Here is a 13,726-nt window from a genome sequence, read left to right on the forward strand (position 1 = left end):
CCTCGCCCGTCCTTCGGACCCCTGCTGGGGAGAAGAGATTGGCGCCCGCGCTGGCAATCTCCTCTCCCCTCGGGGAGAGGTCAGCCGAGCGAAGCGGAGGCTGGGTGAGGGGGCCTTTGCGCCAGCCTGTCCAACCAGAGGGAGAGTGCCATGAAGAAGGAAGTCATCGAAGTGCCGGTGCTGTCGGCAGCCGTGCGCGCGCTGGGCGTGCCGCTGTCGCTGGTGACCAGGGCCGCGGGGCTGGTCTTCGTGTCCGGTACGCCGCCGCTCGATATCTTCACCGGCAGGCTGGTCAAGGGCGACATCGAAACGCAGACCGAGGCGTCGCTGACGGCGCTGAAACACTGCCTGGAAGCGGCCGATACCTCGCTGGAAAACGTGGTGATGGTGCGCATCTACGCCGTCAATTCCGGATTCTACAACGCCATCAACCGCGTCTATGCCAGGCATTTTCCCGAAAATCCGCCGTCACGGACCTTCGTGCCGGTGGCGTCATGGCCGATGGAGTTCGATATCGAGATCGAGTGCGTGGCGGTGACCTGAGCCCTGGACCATGCGTCGGCGCTGGCGTTCCGCCAGTGCCGGGATAAGCTCCCTAAAATCTGTCGCAAAGACCTCTCATCCGGCCGCTTCGCGGCCACCTGTGCCGGGGCGAGTCACTTGCCTCGCCCGTCCGTCGGACCCCCGCTGGGGAGAAGAGACTGGCGCCCGCGCTGGCAATCTCCTCTCCCCTCGGGGAGAGGTCAGCCGAGCGAAGCGGAGGCTGGGTGAGGGGGCCTTTGCGCCAGCCTGACCAACAAAGGGAGATTGCCATGAAGAAGGAAGTCATCGAGGTGCCGGTCATGTCGGCCAAGGTGCGGGCACTCGGCCTGCCGTGCTCGACGGCGGTGAGGGCCAACGGCTTCGTGTTCATCTCGGCGACGCCGCCGGTGGACATGGTGACCGGCGAGATGGTGCGCGGCGACATCGAAACGCAGACCGAGGCGTCGTTGAAGGCACTGAAACACTGCCTGGAAGCGGTTGGCACCTCGCTCGACAACGTGGTGATGGTGCGCATCTACGCCGTCAATTCCGGCTTCTACAACGCCATCAACCGGGTCTATGCGAAGTATTTTTCCACGAACCCGCCGGCGCGCAGTTTTGTGCCGGTGGCGTCGTGGCCGATGGAGTTCGATATCGAGATTGAGTGTGTGGCGGTGGCGTGAGGGTAGGTTCTCGCCCCCTGATTTCAGCATCGTTAGTGGTCGCGGATGGCGTCCTCGTTATGGGGGCGGCCTTCCAACACCTTGCTGATTTCGCCAGCCTTGTGCGCCGGCGTCAGGGCGCCCATAGTCAAGGGCGGCCGCTGTGCAGGCCAAGGACCGACAATGCTTGAGCAGCCGGAGCCATGACCACGAGCCCGCTACGCGTGGCGGTCGTTGGCGGCGGCATTGGTGGCGCCGCCACGGCTTTCGCCCTGCATCAACGCGGCATGGAGGTTCGTCTCTACGAGCAGGCGGCGGCCCTGGCCGAAGTCGGCGCCGGCGTCGCCATCCAGCCGAACGGTGTGCGGATGCTTCGGCGCCTCGGCCTTGGCGACGAGCTGCTCCGCTTGGGGGCGAGATGGATCGACCCGCAGTTTCGCCGCGCCGATGGAGCCTATGCCGCGGCGATGTGGCCGCCCGAGCTTGCCGGCAAAATCGAGTTCCAAGGCATGCACCGCGCCGATTTGCTGGCAATGTTCGTCGACCGGCTGCCTGCCGGTCGTGTGAAGGCTGGCCACAGATGCATCGGCTTCGAACAGGATGACGGGCAGGCCGTCATCACTTTCGCCAATGGTCTGCGTGCCACGGCTGACGTCGTGATCGCGGCCGACGGCATCCATTCGACCCTTCAGCAGTTTGTCGTCGCCCCGTCCGCCCCGCTCTATTCGGGATCGGTCGCCTATCGCGGGGTGATCCCGGCGGCGAGCGTCTCGTGGCCGTCTGGAGCGATGCGCAACTGGCTCGGTGCAGGCAGGCATTTTCTCGTCTTTCCGGTGCGCGCCGGCCTGCTCGTCAACTATGTCGGCTTTGTCACGACCGATGAGCCGTTGAAGGAGTCATGGTCGGCACGCGGCGATCCCTCCGCGCTTGCCCGGGAGTTCGCCGGCTGGGACCCGATGGTCGAGACGATCATCGCCCAGGTGAAAACGACGTTTCGGTGGGGCCTGTTCGATCGCGAGCCGCTCGCAAACTGGACTCGCGGGCGCCTGACCCTGCTGGGTGACGCGGCCCACCCGATGCTGCCGCACATCGGGCAAGGCGCCAATCAGGCCATCGAGGACGCCGTTGCCCTGGCGACGGTGCTGAGCCACGCGGACCGCAAGTCGGCACCCCAGGCGCTGTTGATCTACGAGCAGCTTCGGCGCGAGCGGACCGCCGGCGTTCAGCGCATGTCGCGCGTGAGCGGTGCCCGCTATGACGCAGCCAGCGGCGACTTGCATGCCCGCGACCGCAAGCTCGATGCCCAGCGGCAGGAACGCGCCTGGGTCTGGAACTACGACGCTTATGCAGAAGCCGAGACCGCCGCCGCTTCGCTTTAGAGCATGATCCCGAAAAGTGGAATCCGGTTTTCGGGAAAGATCATGCTCAAAGAGATAGAGCCCCATCCCGATTCCATCGGGATGGAACAGGCTCTAGGCAAAATACTCCTGCAGCGGCCTGACCTCGAGGCTTCCCGCCTTCAGCGCCGCGATCGCTTCCGCCACCGCCGCCGCGCCCGACAGCGTCGTGTAATACGGCACTTTCTGCATCAGGGTCGCGCGGCGCAGCGACTTGGAGTCCGACACCGCCTTCTGGCCGTCCGTGGTGTTGAAGACGATCTGCACCTGGCGGTTGCGGATGGCGTCCTCGATGTGGGGGCGGCCTTCCAGCACCTTGTTGATCTTTTCCGCGACAACGTCGTTTTCGGCGAGGAAGCGCTGCGTGCCCGAGGTGGCCAGCACCTTGAAGCCGAGGCCGGCCAGGCGCTTGACCGCCGGCAATATGCCCTTCTTGTCCTCGTCACGCACCGAGACGAACAGCGTGCCGGAGCGGGGGAGATCGACACCCGCCCCCAGCTGGCTCTTGGCGAAGGCGAGGGCAAAATCGCGGTCGAGGCCCATGACCTCGCCGGTCGAGCGCATTTCCGGCCCGAGCAATATGTCGACGCCGGGGAAGCGGGCGAAGGGGAACACCGCTTCCTTGACCGCGATGTGGCCGGGGTTCCTCGGGTCGGGCATGGCGCCGTAATGGGCGAAGGCGTCTTCCAGGGTCTCGCCGGCCATGATGCGGGCGGCGATTTTCGCGATCGGACGGCCGATGGTCTTGGCGACGAAGGGCACGGTGCGCGACGCGCGCGGGTTGACCTCCAGCACATAGACCGTGCCGTCCTTGATCGCATATTGCACGTTCATCAACCCGCCGACATTGAGCGCGCGGGCAAGGGCCGCCGTCTGGCGTTCCAGCTCGTCGACCAGCTCCGAAGGCAGCGAGTGCACCGGCAGCGAGCAGGCACTGTCGCCCGAATGGATGCCGGCCTCCTCGATGTGTTCCAAAATGCCGGAAACGAAGGTCGACTTGCCGTCGCAGAGGCAGTCGACATCGACCTCGATGGCGCCTGACAGATAGGTGTCGAACAAAAGCGGGTTCTTGCCGAGCAGCGTGTTGATCTGGCCGGTCTTGTCGTTGGGGTATTTCTGCTTGATGTCCTCCGGCACCAGGCCGGGCACGGTGTCGAGCAGGTAGGACTGCAGCATGCTCTCGTCATGGATGATCTGCATGGCACGGCCGCCCAGCACATAGGAGGGGCGCACCACCAAGGGGAAGCCAAGCTCGCCGGCGACGAGGCGGGCCTGCTCGACCGAATAGGCGATGCCGTTCTTCGGCTGGGTCAGGCCGAGCTTGTGCAGCAGCTTCTGGAAGCGGTCGCGGTCCTCGGCCAGATCGATCATGTCGGGCGAGGTGCCGAGGATCGGGATGCCGGCCTTCTCCAGCGCGTCGGCGAGCTTCAGCGGCGTCTGGCCGCCGAACTGCACGATGACGCCGACCAGCTCTCCAGAGGCCTGTTCGGCGCGCAGGATCTCCAGCACGTCCTCCGCCGTCAGCGGCTCGAAGTAGAGACGGTCCGAAGTGTCGTAGTCGGTCGACACAGTCTCGGGGTTGCAGTTGATCATGATCGCTTCATAGCCGGCGTCGCGCAGCGCGAAGGCGGCATGGCAGCAGCAATAGTCGAACTCGATGCCCTGGCCGATGCGATTGGGGCCGCCGCCGAGGATGACGACCTTCTTGCGCGACGACACTTTCGCCTCGTTGGCGAGGGCGCCGGCGAAGGGCACTTCATAGGTCGAGTACATGTAGGCGGTGGGCGAGGCGAACTCGGCGGCGCAGGTGTCGATGCGCTTATAAACCGGATGAACGTCGAGCTTTTCGCGAATCTTCGCAATCACTTCGGCGTCGGTCTTCGTCAGCGACGCGAGGCGGGCATCGGAGAAGCCCATCGCCTTCAGCATGCGCAGATTGACGGCATCCTGCGGAATGCCATGCTCGCGGATGCGCGCTTCCATGGCCAGGATGCCGGCGATCTGCTCGAGGAACCACGGGTCGATCTTGCACATGGCGTGCACGTCTTCCAGCGACGTGCCCATGCGGATCGCCTGCGCCACCATGCGCAGCCGGTCGGGCGTCGGCGTGCCCAGGGCGGCGCGGATGGCGTTGCGGTCGTCGGCATGGTTGGCCGCCATGGCCCCGTGGCCGATGCCGGGGATCTCGATCTCGTCCAAACCCGTCAGGCCGGTTTCGAGACCACGCAAGGCCTTCTGCAGCGATTCCTGGAAGGTGCGGCCGATGGCCATGACTTCGCCGACCGACTTCATGGCGGTGGTCAGCACCGGCTCGGCGCCGGGGAATTTCTCGAAGGCAAAGCGCGGGATCTTGGTGACGACGTAATCGATGCTCGGCTCGAACGAGGCGGGCGTCGCGCCGCCGGTGATGTCGTTCTCCAGCTCGTCCAGCGTGTAGCCGACGGCGAGCTTGGCGGCGATCTTGGCGATCGGGAAACCGGTCGCCTTGGAGGCAAGTGCTGACGAGCGCGAGACGCGCGGGTTCATCTCGATGACGACGAGGCGGCCATCGGCCGGGTTGACCGCGAACTGCACGTTGGAGCCGCCGGTCTCGACGCCGATCTCGCGCAGCACCGCGATCGAGGCGTTGCGCATCATCTGGTATTCCTTGTCGGTCAGCGTCAGCGCCGGGGCGACGGTGATCGAGTCGCCGGTGTGCACGCCCATCGGGTCGATGTTCTCGATCGAGCAGACGATGATGCAATTGTCCGCCTTGTCGCGCACGACCTCCATCTCGTACTCCTTCCAGCCGAGCACGCTTTCCTCGATGAGCACTTCGGTGGTCGGCGAAGCGTCGAGGCCGGACTGGACGATGTCGTAGAATTCGGCGCGGTTGTAGGCGATGCCGCCGCCGGTGCCGCCCATGGTGAAGGACGGGCGGATGATGGCGGGCAGGCCGACATGGTCGAGCGCCTGGGCGGCGATCGCCATGCCATGGCTGATGTAGCGCTGCTTGCGGTCGCCTTCGCCGAGGTTCCAGCGGGTTTCCAGCGCGTCGAGCGCGGCATCGAGATCGGCAGGCGCCTCGGCCTTGACGGCGGCGCGCTCGGCCTCGTGCATCTTGCGGTCGGCGTTCTTGACGTCGGTGGCGTTGGCCAGCATCGACTTCGGCGTTTCGAGCCCGATCTTCTTCATGGCCTCGCGAAACAAGGCACGGTCCTCGGCCTTGTCGATGGCCGTGGCGTCGGCGCCGATCATCTCGACATTGTAGCGGTCGAGCACGCCCATGCGGCGCAGCGACAAAGCGGTGTTGAGCGCGGTCTGGCCGCCCATGGTTGGCAGCAGCGCGTCGGGCCGCTCCTTGGCGATGATCTTGGCCACCACTTCAGGCGTGATCGGCTCGATATAGGTGGCGTCGGCCAGTTCCGGGTCGGTCATGATGGTGGCCGGGTTGGAATTGACCAGGATGACGCGGAAGCCTTCTTCCTTCAGCGCCTTGCAGGCCTGGGTGCCGGAATAGTCGAACTCGCAGGCCTGGCCGATGACAATGGGGCCGGCCCCGATGATCAGGATCGACTTGATGTCGGTGCGTCTTGGCATGGCGTAGGTCCGTTCGGCGGGCGGCTTGCACAAAAAACCGGGACGGGAAGACCCGGCCGGTTGTGCTCGCGATTCTGGTATCAGGCTAGGAGGGCCTTATAGGGAAGAGTTTGCCCGATGTAACCCCGAAAATGCGAGCGGAGGCAGTGGGATTAGGCAGTAGGGATTGGGCAGTAGGTAGTAGGGCTTTTCAAGCGCCGTGAACGTACACCCCTACTGCCTATTGCCTACTGCCTAATCCCTAGTCTCCGAACGCCACCGCATCCGGGATCTCGAAGCGTTCGGACACGCCGACGCGGATCATGTTCAGGCTGCCCTCGCGGGTGAAGCGGAAATCGCCGTCCGCGTTCGAACCGGCGGGCAGGCCGGCGGAGAAGGAGATGACGCGCGTGCCGCCATCGGGCCAGGTGACGGTCACGTCGGCCTTGTCGCTGCCATTGCGGGTGACGCTCGCTTGGCAGCCGGTCATCGGCTGGCCGACATAGCGCGCGCAGGGGATTTCCACGGCTCCGGAGGCAGGAGCAGCGGCATCCTGCGGCTGGGCTGGCGCGGGGTCCTGGATCTCTCCGGTCGGCGGGGTTTCATTCGCCGCCAGCGCCAGGCCGTAGGCATCCTGCATGGCGGTGATGGCGGCGGATTCCATTGGCGATTCAGAGGCGGCCTGCCCGTCGCCACCCAGCCGCGCCGAGAGGTCTGGCGGCAGTGCCGGCGCCGGCTGGTTGGAAGCAGCGGCGGACCCGTTTGCTGCCGGGTCGGCCTCCGTTGTCCCGGTGGCGCCTTCGACATAGGCAGCCGGATTGAGGGGGATCAGATAGCGCGCGGGTGCCCATCCGCTCAGCTTCGGGTTGTCGGTGGCCGCGATCTTGCACCATTTGTGGCCGTTGACGTCGTTGCAGCCGAGATTGGTGACGCTGGCGCCAGCGTCCAGCCGCATCTGGACCTTGGCGATCGCCGAAGCGGCGACGCGGACGTTGAGGAGATCGTTCGGCGCCAGGCCAGTCACGATGGAGATGACGATGTCCTGCGCTTCTTCGGCCTGCGCGGGGGCAATGGCGGGCCACGCCGCCATCAGCAGCGGGGCGGCAATCAGCGCAAGCAGGGTTGTTCGGAGCGTAACTGTGCGCCTCATCATGTGGCCGTGCGCTGATACTCAAGTCACCATGCGGCGGCAGGGTCGAACCGCGCCACATGCCCGGCCGATTTTATAAGGGACGACGCGCCGCCATGTAAGCCCGAAAATTCAGGGGGCTGAACCGGATCAGCCTGAGGCATGAGCTTCGCTCAGCCTGTGGGCATGAATGCAAGGGCATTCAGCCCGGCATGAACGCAAGAGCGTTCAGCCTGGCATGAATCCCGTCCTGAGTGCGTGCGCCCATTCCGGCCGTCCCGCCTGTTCGGCCTGGCGCGCCGCGGCTTCATGGTCGTAGTCGACAGCGATGGAATCGAAGCGGTCGGGCTGGCCGGCGCCACCCAATGTGACGATGCCGTAGCGCGCATGCGGCGAGCCTTGCTCGGAAACATGCGCCGGGGGCGTCGCATCGTCATAGGCGGGGCAACCGATGCTGCCCGGATTGAAGATGACGGGGCCATCGGGGACGCGGATCAGCTCCGCGCGGTGGCTGTGGCCGCACAGCGCGATGCGGCAGGCGGGGTCGAGCGTCTTCAGCCGCCGGCGGATCGTCGCCAGCGGCGCGCGCACCAACTGGCCGTCGACGACCGCGTCGGCCAGATACTTCTCGTCATGGTCGGGACGGGCGTGGAAGGCGATGACACCGGGCGCGATCTCCAAGGTGAGGGGCTGTGCGAAAAGCACCTGGCGCTGCGCCTGCGTCAGCCGTTCCTGCGCATAGGCGTCCGACGCCCACATGGTCTCGTCGGCCGGATCGGCGGCAACGCGGCGGTCGTGGTTGCCGCGCACCGTCGGCAGGTTGAGCGCCTGCAGCCGCTCAAACGTCTCGCGCGGCCACAGCGGGCCGGAAACGCTGTCGCCGAGATTGACGGTCAATTCGGCGCCGCCGCGCCGCTTGAGATCCTCAAGCACGGCGTCCAGCGCCAGGACATTGCCGTGGATATCGGCGAGGACGGCGATGCGCATTTTCTGGGCTCCGTGGGGTGAGGCACCGTTTCCTCGCCGCCGCAAAGCGGGGGAGAGGTGGCCGCGAAGCGGCCGGAGAGGGGGCCTTTCGCACGCGGTGCGTTGAAGAAAAATGAAGCTTCTTTGAAGGGGTGAGGGGCGTCAAGGTCCCCCTCTCCGTCTCGGCTTCGCCGAGCCACCTCTCCCCACTTCGTGGGGGCGAGGAACCCAGGTTCTGCGAAATCCGCTCCTACGATTGGCGGTTCCGATGCCGTTAGGCAGAAATCTCGATGTCGTGGCCGCCGACCGCCGGCAGCGCCGGGTCGTCTCCGGCCGCCGCGATGACGCTGTCGAGCAGGCCGGGGAAGCGGGCGTCGAGGTCGGCGCGGCGTAGCGTGATCATCCGGCTGGTCCCGACCACTTCGGCGCGGGTGACGCCGGCCTCGCGCAATTTGGCGAGGTGATAACTCAGATTGGTCTTCGAGCCGAGATCGAGGAACTGGCTGCAGTTCAACGGCACGCCTTCCTTGCTGGCGAGATAACGCACGATCGCCAGGCGCGTCGGGTCGCCGAGCACGCCAAGCACGATCGGCAGGCTGATCTGGTCGGTATTGGGGTGAGGCAAGGTCATGGCTGGAACCTAAGCACAGTTCCGGCCGATTTCAACGCGTCAGTCCCGCCGTGGCCGCACACACTGCTTCTCCGTTTTGCGATCCATGCTGACACAGGGCTGTCAGGACAGTTCAGCTATTTTCCCTGGCTTCATTGACAACATGCCCTGTTATGTCCAATTGTTCAATAACTTTTGAACTAAGGATATCAGCCATGGACAAGCGCCTCTTCTGGCTTGCGCTCGGATCGTTCACGATCTCGACCGAAGGCTTCGTCATCTCCAGCCTTCTGCCAGACATCGCCCGGGATGCCGGCATTTCCATCCCGCTGGCCGGCACGCTGATCACCGCCTTCGCGCTCGCCTATGCGGTTGGCACGCCGATCCTGGCGACGCTGACCGGCGAATGGGACCGGCGCCGCGTCATCCTGTGGACGCTGGTGTTCTTCGTGCTCGGCAACATTGCCGCCGCCTTGAGCTCCTCCTTCGAACTGCTGCTGATCGCGCGCATCATCATGGCGCTGTCGTCGGGCCTGTTCGCGGCGACCGCGCAGGGCACGGCGGTGGCGCTTGTCGATGACCACCACCGCGCCCGCGCCATCGCCGTCGTCGTCGGCGGCACCACGGTGGCCGTCGCGGTCGGGGCGCCGCTCGGTGCGCTGGTCGCGACAATCGCCGGCTGGCGCGGTACGTTCTACGCCATCGCCGGGCTTGGCGCGCTCGCCGGCGCCATCCTGTGGTACCGGCTGCCGCGCGGCATCGTCGGCACTAGGCTGCCGCTCAGGCGGCGGCTTGCCGCGGCCATGCGTCCCGGCGTGATGCCGATCCTCGTGACGACATTGCTGGCGCTGACCGGCGCCTTCACCGTCTTTGCCTATGTCGCGCCGCTTGCCATCGAGGGCGGCGGGCTCAGCCAGATCGCGCTGCCCGGCATGCTGCTCGCCTTCGGCGTCGGCGCCGTCATCGGCAACATTGCCGGAGGGCAAGCGGCTGACCGTTTCGGCGCGACCCGCACCGTGGGCTGGTCGCTGACGCTGAGCGCCGCCATGCTGGTGATGCTCTCGGTCATCCCGACCTTCCTGCCGCAGCACATCGCCGGGCCAGCGCTGATGGCGATGATGGTGCCGTGGGGCATCGTCGGCTGGGCATTCCCGCCGGCGCAGGCCAGCCGCATCATCAAGCTGGCCCCAGACGCTGCCCCGATCGTGCTGTCGCTCAACGGCTCGGCGCTCTATCTCGGCGTGGCGCTGGGCGCCGTGGTTGGCGGTGGCGTGCTGCGCTACGGCGCGCCGGCCGATCTCGGCCTGGTGGCGGCGGCCTTCCCGATCGTCGGGCTCGGCATCGTGCTGGCCGGCCGGTGGGCGGCTCGGCCTGTCGCCATGCCGGCGGAATAGGGTCTGTGTTTAACGCCGGTCGGCTCAGCCGGCCGGCGGCAGATCGAAATCCAGCGTGGCGATGCCGTCCAGCGCCGCGCGCAGGCTTGCCGCCTGATCCTTGCCGACCACATCCTCGAAACGCTGCTGGGCGACGTGCCAGAGCTTCATCGCCTCATCGAGCTTGACCAGGCCCCGAGGCGTCAGCCGCACCCGCTTGATGCGGCGGTCGCCGGGGTCGGCGAAGGTCTCGACATAGCCGTCCCGGATCAGCGGCTTCAGCGTGTGGCCAAGCGCCGACAGGTCCATGACCAGGGCAGCGGCAATGGCGCCCATGGCCGGCTCGTCGCCGATATGGATCTGGTAGAGCAGCCCCTGCTGCGTGGCCTTCAGCCCCGACGGCGCCAGCACATCATCATAGAACTGGCCGAGTTTGCGTGCCGCGCGCCGCAGCATGGCGTTGTTGCAGAGGGTCAGTCCGGGCAGGGCGTCTTTCGGCATAATGGGTCCTTGGCGACGGCGACGTGATGTCGATCGCAGCCCACAAATAATCTCCGATGCGATCATTGACAAGATAGTGGCATATGCCTACTTCGTTATTAGTGGTATATGCCACCAAATGAAATCAGAGCACTCTGCCGGCAAGGCGAGGGCGATTGCCAACGGTGCCGGCAGCCAGGCAAATCAATCGAAGAAGGAACAGGACAATGAGTGGACAGGAAAACAAGGGCACGGCGGTCGTCACCGGAGCCTCGTCGGGCATCGGCGCGGTCTATGCGGACCGGCTGGCGGGGCAGGGCTATGATCTGGTGCTGGTGGCGCGGCGCGCCGACCGGCTCGAGGAACTGGCGGAGAAGCTGCGCTATGCATACGGCCACAAGGTCGGCGTGATCAGCGCCGATCTCGCCGACGACAATGACGTCCGCCGCGTCGAGCAGGCAATCGCCGCCGACGACAGCGTGACGCTGCTGGTCAACAATGCGGGCCTGGGCGGTGCGCAAGTGGTCGCGACGGCGGACGCCGATGTGGCCGAGCGCATGATCAAGGTCAATGTCATCGCCTTGACGCGGCTGACCCGTGCCGTGCTGCCCGGCCTGATCGCACGCAATCGCGGCGCCATCGTCAACATCGCCTCGGTGCTCGCCTTCGACACCTCGTTCGGCGGCATCTACAGCGGCACCAAGGCCTATGTCGTCAACTTCACCGAGGCCCTGCAGCGCGAAGTCGCGGGAACCGAGGTGACGGTGCAGGTCGTGCTGCCGGGGGCCACCCGGACCGATTTCTGGGAAGCCGCCGGAAGCGACATCAACAACGTTCCGCAGGAGATCGTCATGAGCGCCGACGATCTGGTCGACGCCGCCCTTGTCGGCCTGGCCAGGGGCGAAGCCGTGACTGCGCCGGGGCTCGCCGATGCGGCCAAGCTGGATGCCTTCCTTGGCGCCAGGCAGGGCTTTTTCGGCAGCCTGCACGCCAACAAGCCGGCAGCGCGCTACACGGCTTGAGGCCATCTCTGCCCCCCGCTCCGGTGCTACGTTATTCGCACATCTTGCGTGACTGATCGGCCCGAGGCTTGATTGCCACGTGGTTCCCCCAATCCGTCGCTGCTTCGCAGCGCCACCCTTCCCCCTCCGGAGGGAAAGGAAGGTAGCTTTGCTTGACGAGCGTTGACGGCAAAAAGCCTGGCGCCTTTCCTCTACCCCCTCGATCGGGGGAGAGGTGGCTCGGCGAAGCCGAGACGGAGTGGGGGGTCGACCAACGCGGCATAAGCGCTATGGCGGGGGCAAAAACCCAGGTTCTGCAAGGCCGACGCTTTTAATGTGTCCGCCACATCGGGATGATCGAGGCAGCCAGCACCAGCGCCAAAACGATGTTGAGCGCGCGCCATTGCCACTCGGTTTTGAGCAGGCGGGCAAGCAGCATGCCGGCCACGCACCACAGCGACAGTGATGCGGCGGCGGCGAGACCGAAGGTGGCGCCGAGCAAAAGCGCAAGCTGCAGCGGGCCGCTGGCGAGCGCCGCGAACGAGGCCGCCGCCCCCAGCCCCATCGCCCAGCCCTTGGGGTTCATCCACTGAATGCCGGCGCCGCCGAGAAAGCTGTTCGGTCTGGCCATGGTCACGTCCAGATTGGGCGGGCCGCTGCGGCCGATCCTGATCGCCAGCCAGATGAGATAGAGCGAGCCGGCGATCTTCATCGCCAGTTGCAGCGAGGGCACGGCAAGCAGCAGGCCGGCGAGACCGGCGGCGGCGGCGCCCGTCACGGTGGCGAGGCCGGCGGCGCTGCCGACCAGCAAGGGAACGGAACGGCGAAAGCCGAACCGCGCGCCGGATGCCGTCGACAATGTCGTCGCGATACCGGGCGTGGTGGTTGCGACGATGGCAAACAGGACGAGGGGGATGATGGGCTCGAACATGCGGCTTCCTCTGTTAGAGGCCTGCTATCGTAGCTGCGCATCAACTTCAGTAAATGCAATGTTTGCCATGGTTGGCATTAGAAGTCATAATGCCAACATGACCCGAAACCTCGACATGGCACTGATCCGCACCTTCGTGACCGTCGCCGACAAGGCCAGCATGACGGCGGCCGCCAACGCGCTGCATCTGACGCAAGGCGCCGTCAGCCAGCAGGTCAAGCGGCTGGAGGAGGCGCTCGGCTCGAGCCTGTTCGAGCGCGACCGGCGCGGCTTGCGGCTGACGCGCGCCGGCGAACGGCTGTTCGGCAAGGGCAAGCGCCTGCTTGGCCTCAATGATGAGATCTGGGCCGAGATGGCGGGCACCCAGGTGGCCGGCCAGGTGCGGCTCGGCGTGCCTTACGATCTTGTCGGCACCTTGCTGGCGCCGGTGCTGAAGGCCTATGCCGAGACCTATCCGCAGGTCGAGATATCGCTGGTCTGCGCCTCGTCGCCGGAGCTTGTGGCGGCACTTGCGGCCGGAACCATCGACCTTGCGGTGATCGAGGAACGTGTTGGCCCGTCAGCCGGCGAGTGCCTGGCCATCGACCGGCTGGTCTGGGTCGGCGCCAAGGGCGGCGTTGCCCGCGCCAAGCGGCCGCTGCCGGTATCGATCGTCGCCGACACCTGTGCCTTCCGACCAGCTGTGCTGTCGGCGCTCGGCGAGCATGGGCTGGAATGGCGCACCGTGTTCGAGAACGGCAACATCGACGCGACGACCGCAACGGTCCGCTCTGACCTCGCCGTCACCACCTGGCTCGCCTCCACCGTGCCGGCCGATCTCGACATTTTGCCTCTCGACTCCGGGCTGCCACCGCTGCCGAATTTTGCCATCAATTTGCACCTGCCGAAGCATGGCATTGGACCGGCGGCGCAGGAATTCGCGCGGCATATACGGGAAGGGCTGGCGCGGCGACCACAGGCAGCTTGAGACCAAGCAGACCCTGGGTTCCTCTCCCCCGTCGATCGGGGGAGAGGTGTCGAGCGAAGCTCGACGGAGTGGGGGTCGATCTTTTCCGCCTGATTACCGCTGGCCTGAGTCTTCTTGCCCGTCTGGGTCA

General features: G+C 66.0%; 12 protein-coding genes. 6 read left to right on the top strand and 6 right to left on the bottom strand.

Features of this window, described 5'->3' with window-relative positions; translation table 11 throughout:
• Positions 1-150 precede the first annotated feature (150 nt).
• From AC56QP_RS26830 to AC56QP_RS26840, 3 genes are all read left to right on the top strand, one after another.
• Positions 151-543: a RidA family protein gene (locus AC56QP_RS26830; protein ID WP_489862738.1), complete on the top strand. Its 393-nt coding sequence runs from the start codon at positions 151-153 to the stop codon at positions 541-543.
• Between the two features lie 269 nt (positions 544-812).
• On the top strand, positions 813-1,205 hold the full coding sequence (locus AC56QP_RS26835) for a RidA family protein (RefSeq protein WP_489862737.1): 393 nt from the start codon (positions 813-815) through the stop codon (positions 1,203-1,205).
• A 182-nt stretch (positions 1,206-1,387) separates the two neighbouring features.
• Positions 1,388-2,563 (top strand): FAD-dependent monooxygenase, encoded by a 1,176-nt coding sequence (locus tag AC56QP_RS26840; RefSeq protein ID WP_489862736.1) that lies wholly within the window; start codon positions 1,388-1,390, stop codon positions 2,561-2,563.
• 93 nt (positions 2,564-2,656) lie between these two features.
• Here the strand turns inward: AC56QP_RS26840 and carB are convergent, their stop codons facing one another.
• The 4 genes from carB to AC56QP_RS26860 all read right to left on the bottom strand — a co-directional run bounded on the left by carB (position 2,657) and on the right by AC56QP_RS26860 (position 8,865).
• Positions 2,657-6,160, bottom strand: coding sequence for a carbamoyl-phosphate synthase large subunit (gene carB, locus AC56QP_RS26845; RefSeq protein WP_489862735.1), 3,504 nt, complete (start codon positions 6,158-6,160; stop codon positions 2,657-2,659).
• Between the two features lie 241 nt (positions 6,161-6,401).
• Positions 6,402-7,292: an SH3 domain-containing protein gene (locus tag AC56QP_RS26850; protein WP_489862734.1), complete on the bottom strand. Its 891-nt coding sequence runs from the start codon at positions 7,290-7,292 to the stop codon at positions 6,402-6,404.
• A gap of 204 nt (positions 7,293-7,496) precedes the next feature.
• A complete protein-coding gene (locus tag AC56QP_RS26855) occupies positions 7,497-8,255 on the bottom strand; it encodes a metallophosphoesterase family protein (RefSeq protein ID WP_489862733.1) in 759 nt (252 codons plus the stop codon).
• A gap of 253 nt (positions 8,256-8,508) precedes the next feature.
• The gene (locus AC56QP_RS26860) at positions 8,509-8,865 is read right to left on the bottom strand and encodes an ArsR/SmtB family transcription factor (RefSeq protein WP_091579340.1); all 357 of its coding nucleotides are present in this window, start codon (positions 8,863-8,865) and stop codon (positions 8,509-8,511) included.
• 194 nt (positions 8,866-9,059) lie between these two features.
• Between AC56QP_RS26860 and AC56QP_RS26865 the strand changes: the two genes are divergently transcribed.
• Positions 9,060-10,238, top strand: coding sequence for an MFS transporter (locus tag AC56QP_RS26865; RefSeq protein WP_489862732.1), 1,179 nt, complete (start codon positions 9,060-9,062; stop codon positions 10,236-10,238).
• Positions 10,239-10,262: 24 nt separating this feature from the next.
• On the opposite strand, the gene AC56QP_RS26870 is transcribed toward AC56QP_RS26865, so the two are convergent.
• A complete protein-coding gene (locus AC56QP_RS26870) occupies positions 10,263-10,718 on the bottom strand; it encodes a MarR family winged helix-turn-helix transcriptional regulator (protein WP_489862731.1) in 456 nt (151 codons plus the stop codon).
• 206 nt (positions 10,719-10,924) lie between these two features.
• Between AC56QP_RS26870 and AC56QP_RS26875 the strand changes: the two genes are divergently transcribed.
• Complete coding sequence (locus AC56QP_RS26875; RefSeq protein ID WP_489862730.1) at positions 10,925-11,719, top strand: SDR family NAD(P)-dependent oxidoreductase; 795 nt, start codon at positions 10,925-10,927, stop codon at positions 11,717-11,719.
• A 310-nt stretch (positions 11,720-12,029) separates the two neighbouring features.
• Here AC56QP_RS26875 and AC56QP_RS26880 read toward each other — a convergent pair whose 3' ends face one another.
• Complete coding sequence (locus AC56QP_RS26880) at positions 12,030-12,629, bottom strand: LysE family translocator (RefSeq protein WP_489862729.1); 600 nt, start codon at positions 12,627-12,629, stop codon at positions 12,030-12,032.
• 97 nt (positions 12,630-12,726) lie between these two features.
• Here AC56QP_RS26880 and AC56QP_RS26885 point away from each other — a divergent pair, with 97 nt between their 5' ends.
• Positions 12,727-13,596: a LysR family transcriptional regulator gene (locus tag AC56QP_RS26885; RefSeq protein ID WP_489862728.1), complete on the top strand. Its 870-nt coding sequence runs from the start codon at positions 12,727-12,729 to the stop codon at positions 13,594-13,596.
• Positions 13,597-13,726: the final 130 nt, after the last annotated feature.

The organism is Mesorhizobium sp. RCAM 05104, from assembly GCF_059683645.1.